Source organism: Bradyrhizobium sp. USDA 4472, from assembly GCF_054058595.1.
The window spans coordinates 5,770,884-5,790,325 of sequence record NZ_JBSSAM010000001.1; the positions used below are offsets into that span (position 1 = coordinate 5,770,884).

The 19,442-nt window shown below is 63.9% G+C and carries 19 protein-coding genes; 16 read left to right on the forward strand and 3 right to left on the reverse strand.

All coding sequences use genetic code 11. The features are described from left to right. Window positions 1-65 precede the first annotated feature (65 nt). From mgtE to ACVWZ4_RS27065, 4 genes are all read left to right on the forward strand, one after another. Complete coding sequence (mgtE, locus tag ACVWZ4_RS27050) at window positions 66-1,487, forward strand: magnesium transporter (protein WP_456741542.1); 1,422 nt, start codon at window positions 66-68, stop codon at window positions 1,485-1,487. A 190-nt stretch (window positions 1,488-1,677) separates the two neighbouring features. Continuing rightward, window positions 1,678-1,995, forward strand: a complete 318-nt coding sequence (locus ACVWZ4_RS27055; RefSeq protein WP_456703994.1) for a helix-turn-helix domain-containing protein — start codon at window positions 1,678-1,680, stop codon at window positions 1,993-1,995. A 108-nt stretch (window positions 1,996-2,103) separates the two neighbouring features. Then, window positions 2,104-2,922 carry an aldo/keto reductase gene (locus ACVWZ4_RS27060; RefSeq protein WP_456703993.1) on the forward strand — a complete coding sequence of 273 codons (819 nt, stop codon included), beginning with the start codon at window positions 2,104-2,106 and terminating at the stop codon, window positions 2,920-2,922. A 49-nt stretch (window positions 2,923-2,971) separates the two neighbouring features. Then, window positions 2,972-3,877: a hypothetical protein gene (locus ACVWZ4_RS27065; protein ID WP_456703992.1), complete on the forward strand. Its 906-nt coding sequence runs from the start codon at window positions 2,972-2,974 to the stop codon at window positions 3,875-3,877. A 95-nt stretch (window positions 3,878-3,972) separates the two neighbouring features. Here the strand turns inward: ACVWZ4_RS27065 and ACVWZ4_RS27070 are convergent, their stop codons facing one another. Further along, window positions 3,973-4,689, reverse strand: a complete 717-nt coding sequence (locus ACVWZ4_RS27070; RefSeq protein WP_456703991.1) for a DUF599 domain-containing protein — start codon at window positions 4,687-4,689, stop codon at window positions 3,973-3,975. Window positions 4,690-4,810: 121 nt separating this feature from the next. Between ACVWZ4_RS27070 and ACVWZ4_RS27075 the strand changes: the two genes are divergently transcribed. The 5 genes from ACVWZ4_RS27075 (at window position 4,811) to ACVWZ4_RS27095 (ending at window position 7,980) form a co-directional block, all read left to right on the forward strand. Then, complete coding sequence (locus tag ACVWZ4_RS27075; RefSeq protein WP_456703990.1) at window positions 4,811-5,473, forward strand: glutathione S-transferase family protein; 663 nt, start codon at window positions 4,811-4,813, stop codon at window positions 5,471-5,473. Window positions 5,474-5,580: 107 nt separating this feature from the next. Beyond that, a complete protein-coding gene (locus tag ACVWZ4_RS27080; RefSeq protein ID WP_456738180.1) occupies window positions 5,581-5,979 on the forward strand; it encodes a YidB family protein in 399 nt (132 codons plus the stop codon). A 186-nt stretch (window positions 5,980-6,165) separates the two neighbouring features. Then, window positions 6,166-6,369 (forward strand): hypothetical protein, encoded by a 204-nt coding sequence (locus ACVWZ4_RS27085; RefSeq protein WP_195804664.1) that lies wholly within the window; start codon window positions 6,166-6,168, stop codon window positions 6,367-6,369. Between the two features lie 153 nt (window positions 6,370-6,522). Beyond that, window positions 6,523-7,497 (forward strand): hypothetical protein, encoded by a 975-nt coding sequence (locus ACVWZ4_RS27090; RefSeq protein WP_456741543.1) that lies wholly within the window; start codon window positions 6,523-6,525, stop codon window positions 7,495-7,497. Window positions 7,498-7,539: 42 nt separating this feature from the next. Then, window positions 7,540-7,980, forward strand: a complete 441-nt coding sequence (locus tag ACVWZ4_RS27095) for a DUF1489 family protein (RefSeq protein WP_456741544.1) — start codon at window positions 7,540-7,542, stop codon at window positions 7,978-7,980. Window positions 7,981-8,062: 82 nt separating this feature from the next. On the opposite strand, the gene panC is transcribed toward ACVWZ4_RS27095, so the two are convergent. Next, window positions 8,063-8,914 carry a pantoate--beta-alanine ligase gene (panC, locus tag ACVWZ4_RS27100; protein WP_456790391.1) on the reverse strand — a complete coding sequence of 284 codons (852 nt, stop codon included), beginning with the start codon at window positions 8,912-8,914 and terminating at the stop codon, window positions 8,063-8,065. A 273-nt stretch (window positions 8,915-9,187) separates the two neighbouring features. On the opposite strand from panC, the gene ACVWZ4_RS27105 reads away from it, so the two are divergent. From ACVWZ4_RS27105 to ACVWZ4_RS27120, 4 genes are all read left to right on the forward strand, one after another. Beyond that, a complete protein-coding gene (locus ACVWZ4_RS27105) occupies window positions 9,188-10,111 on the forward strand; it encodes a division plane positioning ATPase MipZ (protein ID WP_456703986.1) in 924 nt (307 codons plus the stop codon). A 340-nt stretch (window positions 10,112-10,451) separates the two neighbouring features. After that, a complete protein-coding gene (locus ACVWZ4_RS27110) occupies window positions 10,452-11,312 on the forward strand; it encodes an alpha/beta fold hydrolase (RefSeq protein WP_456703985.1) in 861 nt (286 codons plus the stop codon). 129 nt (window positions 11,313-11,441) lie between these two features. Continuing rightward, on the forward strand, window positions 11,442-12,197 hold the full coding sequence (locus tag ACVWZ4_RS27115; protein ID WP_456790392.1) for a VWA domain-containing protein: 756 nt from the start codon (window positions 11,442-11,444) through the stop codon (window positions 12,195-12,197). A gap of 96 nt (window positions 12,198-12,293) precedes the next feature. Then, complete coding sequence (locus ACVWZ4_RS27120; protein WP_456703983.1) at window positions 12,294-13,019, forward strand: DnaJ domain-containing protein; 726 nt, start codon at window positions 12,294-12,296, stop codon at window positions 13,017-13,019. A gap of 224 nt (window positions 13,020-13,243) precedes the next feature. Here ACVWZ4_RS27120 and ACVWZ4_RS27125 read toward each other — a convergent pair whose 3' ends face one another. After that, window positions 13,244-15,049: a serine hydrolase gene (locus tag ACVWZ4_RS27125; RefSeq protein WP_456741545.1), complete on the reverse strand. Its 1,806-nt coding sequence runs from the start codon at window positions 15,047-15,049 to the stop codon at window positions 13,244-13,246. Between the two features lie 388 nt (window positions 15,050-15,437). Here ACVWZ4_RS27125 and ACVWZ4_RS27130 point away from each other — a divergent pair, with 388 nt between their 5' ends. The 3 genes from ACVWZ4_RS27130 (at window position 15,438) to clpA (ending at window position 19,382) form a co-directional block, all read left to right on the forward strand. Next, window positions 15,438-15,776 carry a phasin family protein gene (locus ACVWZ4_RS27130; protein WP_456703981.1) on the forward strand — a complete coding sequence of 113 codons (339 nt, stop codon included), beginning with the start codon at window positions 15,438-15,440 and terminating at the stop codon, window positions 15,774-15,776. Window positions 15,777-16,343: 567 nt separating this feature from the next. Beyond that, window positions 16,344-16,676, forward strand: coding sequence for an ATP-dependent Clp protease adapter ClpS (gene clpS, locus ACVWZ4_RS27135; protein WP_177243545.1), 333 nt, complete (start codon window positions 16,344-16,346; stop codon window positions 16,674-16,676). Window positions 16,677-16,970: 294 nt separating this feature from the next. Then, a complete protein-coding gene (gene clpA / locus ACVWZ4_RS27140; protein ID WP_456703980.1) occupies window positions 16,971-19,382 on the forward strand; it encodes an ATP-dependent Clp protease ATP-binding subunit ClpA in 2,412 nt (803 codons plus the stop codon). Window positions 19,383-19,442: the final 60 nt, after the last annotated feature.

The following is a 19,442-nucleotide window of genomic DNA, read 5'->3' on the forward strand; positions in this document are numbered from 1 at the left end:
TTGCCTTGCGGGTATTGCCTGACTGTCAGCCCAAACCATCAACCTGTCAAACGGCGAGGCGCACCATGGATGAACGGATGGATGACGCCGCTTCCGCCGACACATCGGTACTCGACCACGTCCCGATGCGCAATGAAGACGGCGAAATCAGGCAGGAATTCGTCGAGGAAATCGCCCATGCGATCGAGGCCGCAGACAGCGCCGCCTTGCGCGCCTGCGTTGCCGATCTGCACGAGGCCGATCTCGGCGATCTCATTGCGGCGCTCGCGCCCGACGATCGTGTCCGCCTGGTCGAGTTGACCGGAACCGACTTCGACTTTTCCGCACTGAACGAGGTCGACGAGACCGTCCGCGATGAGATCCTCGACGAGCTGCCGCCCGAGACGGTGGCCGAGGGCGTCCGCGAGCTGGAATCCGACGACGCGGTCGAGCTGCTCGAAACCCTCGATGAGGAGGAGCAGGAGGAGATTCTCGAGAAGCTGCCGCTCCAGGAGCGCGTCGCGCTCGAGCGCAGCCTGCTCTATCCGGAAAACTCCGCGGGCCGGCGCATGCAGACCGAGTTCATCGCGGTGCCGCAGGACTTCACCGTCGGGCAGGCGATCGACTACATGCGCGATACGCCCGATCTGCCCGAGCGCTTCTACGAGATCTACGTCGTCGACAAGGACCAGCACTGGCAGGGCGCGGTTCCGCTCGACGTGCTGTTGCGCGCGCGACGTCCGGTGCCGCTGACCGAGCTGACCGACGAGGATCGCCGCCGCGTCTCCGTCCTGGAGGACCAGGAGGAGGTGGCGCGCATGTTCGGCAAGTACAACCTCGTCGCGGCACCCGTGCTCGATACCCAGGACCGCCTCGTCGGCGTCATCACCGTCGACGACGTCGTCGACGTTATCGAGGAAGAGGCGGACGAGGACCTCAAGGCGCTCGGCGGTGTCACCAGCGACGAAGAATTGTCGGACACGTTTCTCACCATTGCGCGTGGCCGTTTCAACTGGCTGCTGATCAATCTCGCCACCGCCTTCCTGGCGTCATCCGTGCTCGGCCTGTTCGAGGGCCAGCTCGAACAGATGGTGGCGCTCGCGGTGCTGGCGCCGATCGTCGCGAGCCAGGGCGGCAATGCCGCGACCCAGACCATGACGGTTGCGGTGAGGGCGCTTGCGACCCGCGAGCTCGGCTCCTCCAACGCCTGGCGCGTGGTGATCCGCGAGACGATGGTCGGTCTCGTCAACGGCGTCGGCTTTGCCGTGATTACCGGCATCGCCGCGGTGGCCTGGTTCAAGATCCCGGGTCTCGGCATCGTCATCGGGCTCGCGATGATCTGCAACCTCATCGCCGGCGCGCTCGGCGGCATCCTGATTCCGATGGCGCTCGAACGTGTCAGGGCCGATCCGGCGGTGGCGTCGGGCACGTTCGTCACGACCGTGACCGACGTGGTCGGCTTCTTCTCCTTCCTCGGCATCGCGACGCTGTGGTTCGGGTTGAAGTAGGTAGAGCTCTTGGGGGCAGCTCTCCTCGTCATTGCGAGGAACTCTTGCGATGAAGCAATCCAGACTGCCGCCGTGGAGGGACTCTGGATTGCTTCGCTGCGTTCGCAATGACGGGCCGGGGGGCGGGGGCACGAACCATTTTTAATCCGACCTTAAGCGTGCTGCCGCATGATCGACCGCGCTTGGGGGAATGAGCATGCGGTTGCGGCTGAAGGCGGATGGACGGGTCGTTGAGTTGCGGGACGGCCAGGAGTTTCCGGTCCGGCCGTCTCCGGCCGAGGCGGCGGCCGGGACCGCCCGAGCGGAGGTCGGCTCGCCCGGGGTGCGCGACTTGCGCCGGCGTGCCTGTCTGACCCAGATGGAATTCGCCGCCAAGCTTGGCGTGCCGGTCGAGACCATCCGCAATTGGGAGCAGGGCAAGCGGGCCCCGCGCGGTCCCGCCCGTGCGTTGCTCGCCGTGATCGCGCATGCGCCCGATACGGTGTTCCAGGCGCTCGCCAAGGTCTGATCCAACCTGCCGTTGCATCGCGCCGACGATCAGACGCGGCGTCCGTTGCACTCCGGCGGGCCGGGCCCATAATGACGTCAGGGACTGCCGCAACAGAGAGGATTCCTCATGCTGTTCGTCGAGGCCAATGGCGCAAGAATTCCGGCGATCGGGCTTGGGACCTGGGAGTTGAGCGGACGGACCTGCGCCCGTGTGGTGGAGCAGGCGCTCCGGCTCGGCTACCGCCACATCGACACCGCCCAGGTCTATGACAATGAGCGCGCGGTCGGCGACGGGCTGCGGGCCTCCGGCGTGCGCCGCGACGACGTCTTCGTCACCACCAAGGTCTGGACCAATCATTTTGCGCCCCACGACCTCGAGCGCTCGATCAAGGAGAGCCTGGTGCGCTTGAGGCTTCCCGCCGTCGACCTCGTGCTGCTGCACTGGCCCAATCCGCATGTGCCGCTGGCGGAGACAATGGGTGCGCTGGCGCATGCCAAGCGGATGGGCCTCGCGCGCCACATCGGCGTATCCAATTTCACGGTGGCGCTGATCGAGCAGGCGGTCTCCCTCTCGAACGAGCCGCTCGTCTGCAACCAGGTCGAATATCACCCCTACCTCGATCAGGCGAAGGTGAGAGCGGCCTGCGACCGGCACGGGATGGCGCTCGTTGCCTACAGCCCGATCGCCAAGGGCCGCATCAAGGCCGACCAGACGCTCGCCGCCATCGGTCGCGCCCATCGCAAGACGCCGGCGCAGATCTGCCTGCGCTGGCTGGTGCAACAGAATGTGTCCGCAATTCCCAGAACGTCGCGCGTCGACCGCCTGTCGGAAAACATCGAGATCTTCGATTTCGAGCTCTCGGATGACGAGATGGCCCGGATCGCCGCGCTGGCGAGTCCGGACGGCCGCCTGACCGATTTCGCCTTCGCCCCGAAATGGGATTGAGGGGGGACTTGGGTGTGCTAGGAGCAAAGCGGCAACCCAAGATTGGCCGATGGAACCGCGGAAGATCATACGGACGGACATTGCGGCGTCGGCGATTGCGCATTTGACGCTGGTCGCGCTGATCATCGTGATCAGCGAAGTCCATCCGTTTCATTCTGCGCCGCCCGAGACGGTTGCGATCGACATCGTCACGCCGGAGCAGGTGAAGCAGGAGGAAGCCAAGGCGGAAGAGAAGGCAAAGGAGCAGGCAGCGAAGCCGCCGGACCCGCTCCCCGAATTCAAACTGCCGAAGCTGGATTTCACCGACAAGGACAAGAAGGACGCCGCGCCCAAGCCGGCGCCCGCCCAAGAGAAGGCAACGGAGAACGAAACGGAGAAGGCGGCACCGCCACAGAAGCAGCAGCCTCAGCCGCCGGAGGCGAAGCAGCAAGAGGCCAACGCGCAGCCACAACCTCAGCAATCCCAAGCGCAACAGAAGCCGCCGGCCGCGACGCCGCAACCCCAGGCGGCATCTCCGGCCTACAAGCCCCCGGAACCGGATGTCACGGTCAAATACCACGTGGTGCTGGGCCTGCCGCCTGCATTGCCGCCCACGCCCATAGACGTCCCCAAGGATGATGGCGGCGGTGCCAAGGATTCGATCGCAGCCAGGCTGCCGCCAGAGGTCGTCGCCGAGCTTCGCCGCCACCTGCGGAGCTGTTCGAAACTGCCCGCGGAGGTCGCGCCGACCGATGCCGTGCGCATCAGGCTGCGCGTAGTGTTGGCCACCGACGGCACGCTTGCGCGCGAGCCGATCCTGATCGAGGCGCCGCCGTCCGCGAAGGGCGTTGCCATCGTGAAATCAGCGATGAGCGCGGTGCAGGCCTGTCAGCCTTACCAGATGCTGCCGCCCGACAAGTACGAGGAATGGAAGATCATGGACCTTTCATTCACGCCGCAGGATTTCAGGTCGTAGCCGGGCCGCGGGGGTCGACGGGCAAGATGCAGCGCGGGTCGGCCTGCCTTCGCAGCTGCGCTGCAGGCGGCAGCGCGTCCGGGACACGAGATTTCTCAACGACCGCGCTTCAGCCCCTCATCATCCACCGCCCCGTCCGGCGCCATCGCCGCCCATGCATGCGAGGCGAATTGCCGGCGCCATGTCACGATCACAACGGCGGCGGTGGTCGCGAACAGCACCCAGGGGCTCACGAACCAGCCGAGATAGCCGAGCGCGAAGAAGAAGGCGCGCTGGCCGCGGTTGAAGTGGCGGCCGGCGGATTCGAACACACGCGAGGTGCGGATGACATGGGCCTCGGCCTCGGGGGTGTCGCGCATGGAAGCCGGCGGCATGCCGCCGAACAGGATCGCGACATAGTTGAAGAGCCGATAGGCCCAGGCGAATTTGAAGAAAGCGTAGACGCAGATCAGCACCAGGCCGACGCATTTCAGCTCCCAGAGGGCGGGCGAGTAGCTGAGGTCGATCGGCAGCTTGGCGAGAATGGCGATGGCGTCGTTGGTCGCATGCAGCAACGCCAGCGCGCCGCCGAGCGCGAACAGGCTGGTGGAGGCGAAGAAGGCGGTGCCGTTCTGCAGCGAAGCCATGATCTGCATGTCGACCATGCGCGCCTCGCGGTCGAGCAGGCGGCGAACCCAGACCTCGCGGTAGCGGTTCATCCGTGCCGACAGGCTGTCGCGGCCGTAGGCGGAATGCTCGAGCGTGGCGGCATAGACCAGCCATTCGACGATGAAGAAGCCGACGGCGGTGATGTCGACCCAATGCCTGCTCATGTCTGTCTCCTCGCGGCCGACACGATTGCCATGCATGCACGCGTGCGGCAACGATTGATTGGCGGCAGGCGATGGCGTTAAAAGCAGCCGCATCGACAAGACCTACGGAAGGACCAGCGGCATGGCAGCGCTCGAGCTCGCGATCGGCAACAAGAACTACTCGTCATGGTCGATGCGGCCCTGGCTCGCATTGCGCGCCAACGACATCCCGTTCGTGGAGACCGTGATCCCGCTCTATACCGACAATCCCGCCGACAAGGAGCGGATCCTGTCGTTCAGCCGCGCCGGCAAGGTGCCGGTGCTTGTCGACGGCGACATCACGGTGTGGGATTCGCTTGCCATCATCGAATACATCGCCGAGCGCTACCCCGAGAAGAAGCTGTGGCCCGACGACGCCGCGGCCCGCGCATTTGCCCGCTCGGTGTGCGCCGAGATGCATTCCGGCTTCATGGCTCTGCGCAACGAATGCGGCATGAACCTGCACCGTCCCGTGCGCGCCGTGACGCTGTCGGCGGACGCCAAGGCCAACGTCGCACGCGTGCAGCAGATCTGGCGCGAATGCCGGACCCGCTACGGCGCCGGCGGGCCGTTCCTGTTTGGCCGCTTCGGCGCGGCTGATGCGATGTACGCCCCGGTCGTGCATCGCTTCCGGACCTACGCCATCGAGGTCACGCAGGAGACCAGCGCCTATATGGACACGATGATGGGGATGCCGGCATTTCAGGAATGGACCCGTGATGGCCTCGCCGAAACGCTTGTCATCGAAAAGTTCGAGACTGCCTGAATCAGGAGCATGATCCGGACAAGCGGGCACCCGGTTTTCCGACAAGATCATGCTCGCCTAAAATGTGATTTGGCGCCGCTTGACGGCATGCTGGCTTGCGGCGCTCAATCGCAGCGACCAACGAAGAGGGCACGGCCATGGGAATTCTGGATTCGCTGGAGAACAACCCGGCACTGCGTAGCGCGCTCGGTCAACTCGGGGCGACCGTCCTTCCGGCCGTGCTGAGCGAGGTGCTCGGGAGCAACAACCAGGGCGGCTTGGGTGCGATCGTCGCAAAGCTCCAGCAGGCGGGCTTCGGCGACCAGGTAAAGTCCTGGCTGGGAAATGGCCAGAATCTGCCGATCTCGGCGGACCAGCTCCGCTCCGTGCTCGGCAACGATACGGTCCGCCAGCTCGCTGCCCGTTACAACATTCCTGTCGACCAGCTTAGCGAGATCCTGGCCCAGGAGCTACCCAAGGCTGTGGATCAGGCGAGTCCCGACGGCCATCTTCCCCATGGCGCCTGAGGCCTGGTTCCAGCGGTAGTCCGGGCCGGCAAGTGTTCCCTTTATCGTCCTGAAAAGACTTCAAAATTTGTGCAGTTCCCAGCCTCGCATGAGACTGGTCAAAAACGCCGCATGCGTGCTATACAGCGCTGGGTTTCCAGCCGGCCTCGCAGTGGGACCACGGGCGAGGCAGGCGTTGTTTGAGTGATGGAGAGGGTGTTGAAGCACAAATTCCCGATTGGAACGCGCGTATTGTTCACGGCCAGCAACGTCGCGCGCCCGGCTGCCAGCGGCTCCTACGAGATCATCCGCCTGCTCCCGACGGAAGGCGACGACTGCCAATACCGGATCAAGAGCTCAACCGAAGCCTTCGAACGGGTCGCCAAGGAAAGCCAGCTCGCGCTGTCGTAACGCGCTGACGGCACCTCGCACTGACATCACAGCCGAATTTGCTCCGCCGCCGTCAAAAGGCCCGCTTCACCTCGACAAGGTGGCGGGGGCAGTAGTCGGTTCGCGGTGCTCGATTGACCATCAGCTCTTTGCTCGCGTGAGGGGACATCGCGCATGGACTGGGTAGGGGCCTCGTCGCTCGACCAAATCTGGCGCTCGCCGGACGCTCCCATGTGGATGACGCTGGCGGCAACCGGCTTCTTCGGACTGGTCCTGCTGATCACGCTGCTGCGTGCCGAGAGATCGGTCGCCAACGGCGCGCTGAGCATCATCACGCTGCTCTCGATCGGCATCATTGCGGTGGCCGCCACCATGCGAATCTATGGGCCATTGGCGCACGAAAGCGCGACGGCGGAAGCCCGCACGCAAGCCACGGTGACCGCAGCCCTTCCGGCGCTCGCCTGCCTCGACGACCTCGCCGGCGATGCCGTGGCGATCGGTTGCGAGAAGGCGTTGTTCGGTGCGCCGGATGCGGCGGCTGCGGCTGTCGCCTATACTGCCGCTCGGATCGACCGGCTGACTGCGCTCGGCGATGCTGCGACCGCAGACAAGAGCCCGACGCTCGAGGTCAAGGTTCTCAGGAGATCGTTGGAGCACGATCGCTACGGTCTCGTTGCGCAGGTGCTGGTGGCGCGCGATGGCTGCACGCGGTTCGATTGCCCGGCGTTCCGGTCGCTGACGGATCAGCAGCAGGTCGCCGCCAACATGGATTCCCATCTCTACGACACCCTGGTTGCGCGCTACGCGCCGACCTGGACGTCGCCGGCGGCGGTGCCGCCGACGACGGGTGCGATTGCCGGGCTCGCGCCGTCGATGCCCACGGGCAAGCCGACCAATGCGGAGTTCCCGAGCGCGTCGTCGATTCCGCCGGTGAGTATCATGAATCCGGAGCCGGCCGCGCGCCAGGCGCCGCCCGCCAACCCGGCCGCAACTCCGGTAGCTGCGCCACGCGCGGCACAGGCGACAGCGCCTGCGCCACCGGCTGCGAAGAGGCCGCCCGCGCCAAAGGCCGCGCGCGCGCCGGCCGCGGCACCGGTTCCGCTGGCGCCGCCGCCGAGCCCGGCTCCCGCAGCTGCGGATAACAACTAGTTCGGCTTTGAAAACCCATCGCCGGCCCGCTAATGCTGGCTCATGCCACTCCATCTGATCAAGCTTGCCGTCGGCTGCGACTCCGTCAAAGAATTGAAGGGGTGGGTCGCCGAACGAATGCAGACGGCCAGGAAAAAAGGCCTGCCGCAACACCACATCCACATCACCCGCATGGTGCCCAAGCGGGACGCCGAGATTCTGGCGGGCGGATCGCTCTATTGGGTCATCAAGGGCGAGATCGCCGCACGCGAAAAGATCATCGGCATCGAGCCGTTCCGCGACAAGGACGGCATTGGGCGCTGCCGGATCGTGATGCAGCCGAAGATCGTCTCGGTGGCGCCGCGGCCGATGCGGCCGTTCCAGGGCTGGCGCTATCTCACCGACGATTCCGTGCCGCCGGATCTCGGCAAGTCCGCCGCCGGCACCATCGCGGCCATGCCGGAGCCGATGCGGCGCGAGCTACGCGATCTCGGATTGCTCTGAGCATGATCCGGAAAACTGTGCGGTTTTCCGGAGCGATCATGCTCGAACAACCTACTGAAGCGCGATGGGACTTCATCGCGCTTCAGACCGCGATATTGTCGATCAGCCGCGTTTTGCCGAGCTTGGCTGCGACCAGGATCCGCAGCGGCCCGTCGCAGCGCGAGGTGACCGGCGCCAGCGTTTCGGCATGGCGGAGCTCGAAATAGTCGAGCGCGAAGCCTGCCGCGTTGATCGTCCCGGCGCCGCGCGTCATCGTTCTCGTGATGGTTTCGCCGGCCTGGATCCGGCGAGCGCTGTCCTTCATCACGCGGTAGAGAGTGGTGGCCGTCTGCCGCTCCTGGGGTGAGAGGTAGACGTTGCGCGAGGACATCGCCAGCCCGTCCCGCTCGCGTATGGTGCGGGAGCCGATCACCTTGACGCCGAGGTCGAGATCCCGCGCCATCTGCGTCACCACGCGCAATTGCTGAAAGTCCTTCTCGCCGAAGATCGCGACATCAGGCCGGCATTGCGTGAACAGCTTGCCGACAACGGTTGCGACGCCGCCGAAGAAGTGCGGCCGGAAGCGGTCCTCCAGGCCGGCCAGCGCCGGTCCCTCCGGGACGATGCGCGTCGCAAAGCCGTCCGGATACATCGCTTCGACGCCGGGATGCCAGACGATGTCGACATTCTCCGCCGCGAGCTTGGCGATGTCGGCCTTCCAGGTCCGCGGATAGGCACCGAAATCCTCTGATGGAGCGAACTGCGTCGGGTTGACGAAGATCGACACCACGACGCGATCAGCGCGCCGTTTGGCCAGGCGCACCAGCGACACATGCCCGTCATGGAGTGCCCCCATGGTCGGCACCAGCGCAATGGTGACCTTTCGCTCGCGAAGATGATCGACAGCGCGTCGCAGGGCGGGCACCGTGCGGGTGATCAAGGGGCTTCGTGACATCAGAACTCGGGAAGGGTTGGGGGTGGGCGCCGCTGACCGCGCAGCGGGCTAACCTTAACAAGCGCGGGGCCTGGACGCCATGCATCGGCATCAGGCACAGCATCGTCTGCTGCGCCGATGTCGCGTCATCGCGGGATGGATCGCAAACGCGACACCGCACGCGATTCACGATGACCATTCGGCGCACCGTGATTTCGTCATCCTGTCACGCATTTCACTTGACCGCGGACGCGGCCAACTCGAAGATATTGTTCAGGGGTGTTGAGGATCGCCATGCTTGTGCAGGCTAGCCAAAGCCAAACCGGCTCGGCGCATGTCGTCGTGCTCGGCAATGAAAAGGGCGGCTCCGGCAAATCGACCACCGCCCTGCACATCGCAGTTGCTCTCCTGAAGGCCGGCCAGAGAGTCGCCACCATTGACCTCGACTGCCGCCAGCAAAGCTTCACCCGCTACATCAACAACCGCGCCGGCTGGGCGCGCCGCACCAAGCTCGAGCTCGAGCTGCCGGTGCATCGCTGTATCAGGCTCGGCGAGACCATGCAGATCGCCGAGAACGAGAATTCCGAGTTCCAGCAGTTTATGGAGGCGGTCTCGACGGTCGAGAGCAGCTTCGATTTCATCGTCATCGATACGCCCGGCACCGACAGCTATCTGATGCGGCTGGCCCATTCGATGGCCGACACGCTGGTCACGCCGATCAACGACAGCTTCCTCGACTTCGACGTCCTCGGCACCGTCGATCCCACCACTTACGCGGTAACAGGAGAAAGCCACTACGCGGAGATGGTGCGCGACGTCAGGCGCAAGCGCCGCCAGCTCGATGGCTCGACCACGGACTGGATCGTGGTGCGCAACCGACTGTCGATGCTCGGCTCGCGTAACAAGCAGCTCGTCGCCGACGGGCTGAAGGATTTGTCGCTGCGGCTCGGCTTCCGCTACGTCGACGGTTTCGCCGAGCGCGTCGTCTATCGCGAGTTCTTCCCGCGCGGGCTGACCGCTCTGGACGAGATCGACGAGGCGACGCTTGGGATGCGGCCCAATCTCGGCCATCTCACGGCTCGTGAGGAGGTCACGAGCCTGCTCCGCCAGCTCAAGCTGCCGCTTGATGAGCGCGGCCGCCGGCGTGCGGCAAATCGCGCCGAGTGGTTCAGCCAGATCGACAAACCGCTCGAGGTTCACGACATCCTCGAGGCCTAGGCGGTACGCTGCTACTTCCAGTGGACCACGACGGCGAGTTCCCGCGGGAACCCGCCACGGCCCAAGGCGTTTTCACTGCGCATTCACCGTGAAATTGAACCCTATCGTGAGGGGTCGCGTCGGATGGTCATCTGCACCCCTTTGTAGCGGTTGCAGAGCAGGGTGCCTACCAAACGTGTGCGTCGCACAATGAAAGGGCTGCCGGACCACAATATTTAGCCTTTCTGTCACGCGCCTGTGACATATATTAGGGAATAGGCGCGAAGGGAGCCGAAGAGTTCCTCGAACAACACGATTTCAACAGGGATCAGGCCGCAAGAGCCTGAGGCTGAGGACGAAAATGAAGCGTGGAATTGCCGTTCTGGTTTCTGTCGGAGCCCTCTTCGGCGTTGCCTATTTCACGGCGAGCAAGTGGGCCATCAAGCACGAGACCATCACCTTCTACGACGCTTCGCGCGATAACCGTCCCGTGCCTGTCGACATCGCGATCCGTCGCGATAAGGAAATGCAGGCCAACGCCGGCATGATCACCTTGCCGGTTGCGGTCATCAATCACGGCAACACCGTCAAGAATACCGAATACGGATTCCTCGCCAACATCTTTGCGGCGCGCGGCTATCTCGTCGTCAGCCCGCAGCACGATTTGCCGACCGATCCGCCGATGGTGACCAAGCCCGGCGAGCTTTACGTCGGCCGCCTGCCGCAGATCCTGCGCGGCGTCGCCAATATCCATCTGGCGATGCAGGAAATGAAGAAGGTTCAGCCCAATGCCGACTACGCCAAAGTGACGATGGTCGGTCATTCCATGGGCGGCGACATCACGATGTATTTCGCCAAGCAGTATCCGGACGAGGTCAAGAAGGTCGTGACGCTGGACAATCTCCGCGTGCCTTTCGTGACCGGGGGCAAATTCAAGATCCTGTCGTTCCGTTCTCATGATCCGCAGTTCAAGACCGATCCGGGCGTGATCCCGACCGAAGAGGAATGTGAGAAGGACGGAATTCAGGTCGTGAAGACCGACTTCCAGCATAACGACATGCGCGACACCGGTCCGGATGACGCCAAGAACTCGATCCAGGGCATGCTCGATAAGTTCCTCAGCGACACCGACAGCGTGATCGCGCCGGTCGACACCCGTTCGGCTCCGCCCAAGGTCCTGGAGCCCGGTCCGGTCGCTCTGATGGCACCGGCCAAGAGCTGATCGGAAAGGGTTGATCGTTCGAAACGAGTCCCGAAAGCCTCCGCCGGCTCCCGCCCGCGGAGGCTTTGCTCATTGACCGGGCCGGGCACGCTATCCACATTGGTCGTGTGAGACGAAGTGCGGCCTCAGATGTCCGGCGACTCCATCAAACCGCGCAGTAGCGACGCCTTGTCGGCCAAAGCCGAAAGCAACGGCGCATTGCCGCAGGCAAAAACCTCGACGTCGGAGGACGTCGCCGCCTTCGTCGCCAAGGCGCGCGCGCTGTCGCCGCATGCGCCCCGCGCGAAGGGCCGGCTGATCTTCGCACTGGATGCGACGATGAGCCGGCAGCCGACCTGGGACATGGCCTGCGCACTTCAGGCGGACATGTTTCGCGAGGCTGCAGCGCTCGGCAGCCTCGACATCCGGCTTGTCTACTATCGCGGTTTCAACGAATGTCGCGCCACCGGGTGGATTTCCGAGAGCAGCAAGCTTGCGACGCTGATGAGCAAGATCGATTGCCGCGGCGGCGACACCCAGATCGGCAGGGTGCTGACCGATGCGCGGCGCGAGGCTGTTGCATCAGGCGTGCGCGCCGTGGTCTTCGTCGGCGATGCCATGGAGGAGAAAGTCGATGCGTTGTGCGCCAAGGCCGGCGAGCTCGGTATGTTGAAAGTGCCGGTCTTCCTGTTTCAGGAAGGCCATGATGCGGGCGCCGAGCAGGCGTTTCGCGAGATCGCGCGGCTGACGGGTGGAGCCTGGTGCCGGTTCGATCCTGGCGCGGCGGCGCAGCTGCGCGAACTGCTGCGGGCTGCTGCGGCCTATGCGGCCGGCGGCCGCGAGGCGCTGCTGAAGTTGGCGAAGACAGCAAGCGGTGCGGCGCAGCTGATCGGGCAAATGAAATAGCAGGTCAAGCCCGGCCGCGCTTCACTCAATTCGCGTGCCAATCGCGGGCGCGAAGGACGCCATGCTTTTTGACCAGAGGGCGACTATAGTCCCGCCATGACTCTCATCGCCGGCCTTGTCGCCGTTATCACGCTCTATCTGTTGCTCCAGATGTTCCGATCGGCCAATCCGGCGGTGCTGGCGCGGGCCATCAAGTTCGGCGGAGGCGTGGTCGCGCTCGCCGCGGCGGCCTTCATAGGCTTGAGGGGCGAACTGGCGGTGGCGATCCCGCTTGGAATATTCGGCGCTGGATTGCTCGGCTGGACACCGCTTGCGAATGCCGGCTTTGGCAATATCGGTGGACTGTTCGGCGGTGGTGCGGCGCGCTCGTCCGGCCAGGGTTCACGCGTGCGCTCGCAATTCCTGGATATGCGGCTCGATCACGATTCCGGCCAGCTTGCGGGACAGATCGTCGCCGGGCCTCACGCCGGGCGTAATCTCGACGAGTTCGATCTGGCAAGCCTGCTGGCGATGGTCCCGGCGTTCGACGCCGAGAGCGTGGCCTTACTTGAAAGCTATCTGGACCGCAGGTTTCCCGCTTGGCGTCAGAACGCGCAAGGCGACGCGGCAGGGGGGCAGCGCCGCACGGCGGCGAGCGGCAAAATGACGGCGGAGGAGGCCTATCAGATCCTTGGCCTGCAGCCGGGGGCGGGGCGCGACGACATCAGCCGAGCGCACAAGTCCCTCATGAAGAAACTGCATCCCGACCAGGGGGGCTCGACGTACCTCGCTGCCCGGGTAAACGAGGCCAAGGATACTCTGCTTCGTACGCATAACGGCTAACTCCGGCACCACGCCACAAACGCCCGTACCGCGTGAGCTCTGCTTGCTCTGTTTGCCGTCGCCCCGATGCCCGCCATTGCCGGCGTGGTCGATCTCTTGAGCAAAGTTTTAACCGTAAATTCTTGACGAGAGGTTGTCGCGGAACAGCTTCCAGCGCCAACGCGTCCCAAAAATAAAAATGCCCGCGCAAGGCGCGGGCATTTTGCTTGAAAGGGTAAGTGAGCTCAGTTGCGAACGGTCATGCAGGAGATGTCGGCGTGCTTCAGCGCCCGGCACACCGCTTCGGCCTGGTCGCGCTCGAGCCCTGCGAAGCGGGCGCGATAGAGCTTGCGGTTGTCCCTGGCGACGACTGGCTCGGTGAACGGATCAGCCTTGCTGAGCAGGCCGCGGGCCGAGTTGCGAGCCGCTTCAATCCGCTGCTGGGCTTCGCTCTCGCTCTCGAGCGCACCGACCTGAACGATCCAACCGGTGTGGGAAACGGCCGGCTTGGTCGTTGCGCCCATCTGGATCGGCTGCGGTGCCGGATCGGCGGAGGCAAGCTTGGCGACGGGGGCGGCCGCCGGGGCAGCGGTGCTAGCCGCTGGCAGCACGCCGAGGATACCGTTACCGGTGCCGAAGCCCGCCGGCTGCTGCGGCAGCTCGGCATGGTTGGGCTCCGGCTTGTTGATGGTGTCGGCCCTGGCGACCACGGCGCCGGATGTCTCCGCGACGTCGCTGCGGGGCGAAATCGTGTTGGTGACCTGTGGCGCGACCTGCGTCGGCGCGGCGGACGCAACCTTCACAGCGCCGGCCTTGACCTGAACCGTCTTGACCCGCACCGGCTTCATCGGCTCGGAGGAACCCGGGATCAGCGAGAGCGGCTGGCTCGCGATCACACCATTGGTGAGCGGCGCGGGCTCGATCTTGGACTCCATGGGCCTGGCTTCAGGCTTGGGCTGAGCCGGCGGCATTGCCGCGGTCGCAGCTGCAAGCGTCGACAGGCGCGAGGCGGGCCGTGGCGCGGGCGCCTCGGGGGCAGGAGCGGCAGCGACCTGAACTTGTTGGGCGGGGCGGGGCGGGGAATCAGATGCATCCGCGACGTCGATGCTGGGCTCTGCGCCATTGCGCTCGGTCACCGCGGCAACGGTGTGGGTGGTCGCGGCCTTATCGAGGTTCTCCGCGAGCAAGTTGCGCATGATGGCGTCGCGCGAGCCGCCGCTACGTCCGCCAAGCACCACGCCGATCAGATGACGGTTGCCGCGGCGAATCGAGGTGACGAGGTTGAAGCCCGAGGCGCGCGTGTAACCGGTCTTGATACCGTCGACGCCTTCGACGCTGCCGAGCAGGTGATTGTGGTTGCGGATCTGCTCGCCGCGCCAGGTGAACGAAGTGGTCGAGAAATAGCGATAGTAGCGCGGGAAGCGTTCCTGGATGGCGCGGCCGAGGGTGGCCTGGTCGCGCGCGGTGGTAACCTGCTCGTCGTTGGGAAGGCCGTTGGCGTTGCGGTAGATCGTCTTCGACATGCCGAGCGCATGCGCCTTGCGCGTCATCATCGCGGCGAAATCGTCCTCGTCACCGGCGATGGCCTCAGCGATCACAACGGCAGCGTCATTGGCCGAGCGGGTGACGAGACCCTTGATCGCGTCCTCGACGCGGATGGTCTGGCCGGCCCGCAGGTTGAGCTTGGTCGGATCCTGGTCGGCGGCGTGCTGCGATACCGGCATCTCGGTATCGAGCTTCATCTTGCCGGACTCGAGACGCTCGAACAGCAGATACAGCGTCATGATCTTGGTGAGCGAGGCGGGATGGCGAAGTCCGTCGGGGCTGGTCGACTGGAGCACTGCCCCGGAATTGCCGTCGACGATGATCGACGCGAATTGCGGGCTGTAGCTCTCAGAGGCCTCGCGATGCACGCGGTGATGCGCGGAGCGATGCCGGTAGTGCCGTGCGTCGGCGGCGTCGGTCGTGAAGATGACGGCCGTGGTGACCGTGAGAAGTCCGAAAACGCCAACCCGCGCCAAGCGCGAAGAAGACCAGTTGTTACGAAGCATGGAACCCCGTCCCCGTTTGTGACTTGATCACCGGCTCGTGAGGCGAAATTGTGCCCTGCGGACCCGGGATCACTACCTGCTTAGGCTGCCCCTCCGCTGGTGCTCACTGCGGGGGACGTTTGGGCCTGAGCCGCTGTTCTGGCTAAGGTGATGTTCTCAAACGGCTTCTGACCGTCTGCGGATGGTGAACACGTCCAGGGAATCAGGGTAGGGGCCTGCGGTTTCCAAAAGCTTAAAGAACCCTTGCGGGAAACCCGGGGAATTTCTGCAAATTGGATCGATTTTTGTGCGTCGCACAAGATTATTGACTTTTTTGTGCGTTGCACTATTTGTGGGCAGAGTCAGGGAGCCGGGCTTCCGGACGCGACCCAGGGAAAAGGATTCCAAGATGTTCAAGGTTGAAGACTTTCAGAACTACGGGAAAGAGCATTTCGAGACGTGCGTTGCCTCCGCCACCTCGGTGCAGCACGGCCTTCAGGCGATCGCCAGCGCCTATGGCGACTACACCAAGAAGTCGTTCGAAGACACGAAGTCCTTCGTCGAGAAACTGTCCGGCGTGAAGTCGCTGGACAAGGCGATGGAAGCGCAGACCGATTTCGCCCGTTCCGCTTACGAGACCTTCGTCGCGGAATCGCAGAAGATCGCCGGCCTCTACGGCGACCTCGCCAAGCAGGCGTTCAAGCCGGTCGAGACGGTCGTGTCGAAGTTCACCCCGGCCGCTCAGTAATTTTCTGAACTCCTGGAATCAAAAAGCCCGGCTGAACAGCCGGGCTTTTTTTGTTTTGCTGAGACCATTTCGTCAGTGCTCGAAAGCCGTCGGTGGCCAAGGTCCGCGATCGACATGCAAGCTTTGCTGGTACAAAGGCGTCTCCTGGGACTGGGTCGACAAAGCTCATAGGACCGTAGAAACCCGGAGATGTCCGCCGCAACCGCCGACGGCAGGTTCCTGATCGGTTGTTTCTAAACGGCCCAGCCGGAAATTTTTGTCAAACCGGTTCGGATTGACTAACCTTCGATAGGATTGTTGGACCGGGAATCGGGTTGCCTTGGCCATATCGGCAGGATGGTTGCACGCTTGCAGGGAGCCGGGGGCAGGCCCATATTCCCCACAATTGATCCGGGCCTGACCGGACCGGTTGGAAGCGGCGATCCAACAAGGTGGCGCGCCTGTCCCAAGCTCCGAAAGGGCGAGGCCTACCTTCTACGCTTCCGTGGGGAATTGAACGCCTGAGCCATGCCGCAACTGACTTCCAGATTTGACCTGTCCGCGGCGACTGCCGCCCACGCTCTCCGGATGAGCAACGACGAGAACCGTTCGGGTGGCCCGGCGGGTCCGAACACGTCCGTCATCACCAAGGTCAAACCCAAAACCAAGCGGCCGAACCTCTATCGTGTGCTGATCCTCAACGACGACTACACGCCGATGGAATTCGTCGTCCACGTGCTGGAGAAGTTTTTCCAGAAGGACGCCGAGGCTGCGACCAAGATCATGCTGCATGTCCACCATCACGGCATCGGCGAGTGCGGCGTATTCACCTACGAGATTGCCGAGACGAAGGTGACGCAGGTGATGGATTTCGCCCGCAAGCACCAGCACCCGCTGCAATGCGTGATGGAAAAGAAGTAACTCCGCGTCCGACTTAGCAGTTCGTGAGATTGGTGCTGTTCGCGCGCTGTGTGATGTCAGCGCATACCGCCGCATGATCCGCAGACGTCGGCCGCCGCCGCCAATCCTGCCCAAATGGGTAGTTTTGCCCAAACCGGAACGGGTTTTGCATCGAGAATGCGGTGAGGCGCGCAATGCTCATCGAGTCGCGGAACCGGTCTTTTGCCGCGGTCTTGTATAACTATATGTGACAAAGGTTGTTGTTGCCTGACCCGGCGATGGCGATCATGATGGTGGGGGCCATAGAGGACGCTAATGCCGACTTTTTCCCAAAGCCTTGAACAATCCCTGCATCGTGCACTGGCGATCGCCAATGAGCGTCATCACCAATATGCGACGCTTGAGCATCTCCTGCTTTCGCTGATTGACGACTCCGATGCGGCTGCCGTCATGCGGGCCTGCAGCGTCGATCTCGACAAGCTGCGAACGAGCCTCGTCAACTATCTTGAAACCGAATTCGAAAATCTGGTGACGGATGGCGCCGACGACGCCAAGCCGACCGCCGGTTTCCAGCGCGTGATCCAGCGTGCGGTGATCCATGTGCAGTCTTCCGGTCGCGAAGAGGTGACCGGTGCGAACGTGCTGATCGCAATCTTCGCCGAGCGCGAGAGCCATGCCGCCTATTTCCTGCAGGAGCAGGACATGACGCGGTATGACGCCGTCAACTACATCAGCCACGGCATTGCCAAGCGGCCGGGCGTCTCCGAAGCGCGGCCCGTTCGCGGCGTCGACGAGGAGACCGAGACCAAGGGCAGCGATGACGGCAAGAAGAAGGGCGAGGCGCTCGAGACTTATTGCGTCAATCTCAACAAGAAGGCGCGTGACGGCAAGATCGATCCGGTGATCGGACGCAATTCCGAAATCAACCGCGCGATCCAGGTGCTGTGTCGCCGCCAAAAGAACAACCCGCTGTTCGTGGGCGAGGCCGGCGTTGGCAAGACCGCGATCGCGGAGGGCCTGGCCAAGCGCATCGTCGACAGCGAGGTGCCGGAGGTTCTGGCGGCTGCGACCGTGTTCTCGCTCGACATGGGCACGCTGCTCGCGGGTACGCGCTATCGCGGCGACTTCGAGGAGCGTCTCAAGCAGGTGCTGAAGGAACTCGAGGCCCATCCCAACGCCATCCTGTTCATCGACGAGATCCACACCGTGATCGGTGCGGGCGCAACGTCGGGTGGTGCGATGGATGCGTCGAACCTGCTCAAGCCCGCGCTCGCTTCGGGCACGATCCGCTGCATGGGCTCGACGACCTACAAGGAATATCGCCAGCACTTCGAGAAGGACCGCGCGCTGGTGCGGCGCTTCCAGAAGATCGACATCAACGAGCCGACCGTCGAGGACGCGATCGCGATCCTCAAGGGCCTCAAGCCTTATTTCGAGGACTACCACCGGCTGAAGTACACCAATGAGGCGATCGAGGCGGCGGTGCAGCTGTCTTCGCGCTACATCCACGACCGCAAGCTGCCCGACAAGGCGATCGACGTGATCGACGAGTCCGGTGCGGCGCAGATGCTGGTCGCCGAGAACAAGCGCAAGAAGACGATCGGCATCAAGGAGATCGAGACCACGATTGCTTCGATGGCGCGGATCCCGCCGAAGAGCGTGTCGAAGGACGATGCCGAGGTGCTCAAGCATCTCGAGCAGACCCTGAAGCGCACCGTGTTCGGCCAGGACAAGGCGATCGAGTCGCTCGCCGCTTCGATCAAGCTCGCCCGTGCGGGCCTGCGCGAACCGGAGAAGCCGATCGGCTGCTACCTGTTCTCGGGTCCGACCGGCGTCGGCAAGACTGAGGTTGCGAAGCAGCTGGCGGCGACGCTGGGCGTCGAACTCCTGCGCTTCGACATGTCCGAGTACATGGAGCGCCACACCGTGTCGCGCCTGATCGGCGCGCCTCCCGGCTATGTCGGCTTCGACCAGGGCGGCCTGTTGACCGACGGCGTCGACCAGCATCCGCATTGCGTGGTCCTGCTCGACGAAATCGAGAAAGCGCATCCCGATCTCTACAACGTGCTGCTCCAGATCATGGACCACGGCCGGCTCACCGACCACAACGGCAAGCAGGTCAACTTCCGTAACGTGATCCTGATCATGACCACGAACGCCGGCGCTTCGGATCTCGCCAAGCAGGCGTTCGGCTTCACGCGCTCGAAGCGGGAAGGCGACGACCACGAGGCGATCAACCGGCAGTTCGCGCCGGAATTCCGCAACCGCCTCGATGCCATCGTCTCGTTCGGCCATCTGAGCGTCGAGGTGATCGGCACCGTGGTTGAGAAGTTCGTGCTTCAGCTCGAGGCGCAACTCGGCGACCGTGACGTCACCATCGAACTCTCCGAGCCGGCCAAGACCTGGCTGATCCAGCATGGCTATGACGAGCAGATGGGCGCGCGGCCGATGGCTCGGGTGATCCAGGAGCACATCAAGAAGCCGCTGGCTGACGAGGTGCTGTTCGGCAAGCTCAAGGGCGGTGGTCATGTCCGCGTCGTTCTGGTCAAGGACGAGGCCGACGAGACCAAGGAGAAGATCGGCTTCGAGTTCGTCGAGGGCCCGGTTACGCCGAAGCAGGAGAAGCTGCCCGGCGCCCGCAAGCGCCCACCGGGTAAGCCCAACAAGCCGGGCGGCCCCGGCGGCTCCAAGGGGCCGACCTCGAAGGGGCCGCTGGTCAAGGTTTGATCGGCGCATCATGAAACAAGAAGGCCGGCTGAAGAGCCGGCCGTTTTTGTTTGCCCGTAT

Bases quoted from the DNA above. Each gene is read 5' to 3' on its own strand.
- ACVWZ4_RS27090 (WP_456741543.1), top strand. From the start codon at position 6,523: ATGGACTGGGTAGGGGCCTCGTCGCTCGACCAAATCTGGCGCTCGCCG.
- ACVWZ4_RS27125 (WP_456741545.1), bottom strand. From the start codon at position 15,049: ATGCTTCGTAACAACTGGTCTTCTTCGCGCTTGGCGCGGGTTGGCGTT.
- ACVWZ4_RS27095 (WP_456741544.1), top strand. From the start codon at position 7,540: ATGCCACTCCATCTGATCAAGCTTGCCGTCGGCTGCGACTCCGTCAAA.
- ACVWZ4_RS27105 (WP_456703986.1), top strand. From the start codon at position 9,188: ATGCTTGTGCAGGCTAGCCAAAGCCAAACCGGCTCGGCGCATGTCGTC.
- clpS (WP_177243545.1), top strand. From the start codon at position 16,344: ATGAGCAACGACGAGAACCGTTCGGGTGGCCCGGCGGGTCCGAACACG.
- ACVWZ4_RS27075 (WP_456703990.1), top strand. From the start codon at position 4,811: ATGGCAGCGCTCGAGCTCGCGATCGGCAACAAGAACTACTCGTCATGG.
- ACVWZ4_RS27065 (WP_456703992.1), top strand. From the start codon at position 2,972: ATGGAACCGCGGAAGATCATACGGACGGACATTGCGGCGTCGGCGATT.
- ACVWZ4_RS27130 (WP_456703981.1), top strand. From the start codon at position 15,438: ATGTTCAAGGTTGAAGACTTTCAGAACTACGGGAAAGAGCATTTCGAG.
- ACVWZ4_RS27070 (WP_456703991.1), bottom strand. From the start codon at position 4,689: ATGAGCAGGCATTGGGTCGACATCACCGCCGTCGGCTTCTTCATCGTC.
- ACVWZ4_RS27060 (WP_456703993.1), top strand. From the start codon at position 2,104: ATGCTGTTCGTCGAGGCCAATGGCGCAAGAATTCCGGCGATCGGGCTT.
- clpA (WP_456703980.1), top strand. From the start codon at position 16,971: ATGCCGACTTTTTCCCAAAGCCTTGAACAATCCCTGCATCGTGCACTG.
- ACVWZ4_RS27085 (WP_195804664.1), top strand. From the start codon at position 6,166: ATGGAGAGGGTGTTGAAGCACAAATTCCCGATTGGAACGCGCGTATTG.
- ACVWZ4_RS27055 (WP_456703994.1), top strand. From the start codon at position 1,678: ATGAGCATGCGGTTGCGGCTGAAGGCGGATGGACGGGTCGTTGAGTTG.
- mgtE (WP_456741542.1), top strand. From the start codon at position 66: ATGGATGAACGGATGGATGACGCCGCTTCCGCCGACACATCGGTACTC.
- ACVWZ4_RS27110 (WP_456703985.1), top strand. From the start codon at position 10,452: ATGAAGCGTGGAATTGCCGTTCTGGTTTCTGTCGGAGCCCTCTTCGGC.
- ACVWZ4_RS27120 (WP_456703983.1), top strand. From the start codon at position 12,294: ATGACTCTCATCGCCGGCCTTGTCGCCGTTATCACGCTCTATCTGTTG.
- ACVWZ4_RS27115 (WP_456790392.1), top strand. From the start codon at position 11,442: ATGTCCGGCGACTCCATCAAACCGCGCAGTAGCGACGCCTTGTCGGCC.
- panC (WP_456790391.1), bottom strand. From the start codon at position 8,914: ATGTCACGAAGCCCCTTGATCACCCGCACGGTGCCCGCCCTGCGACGC.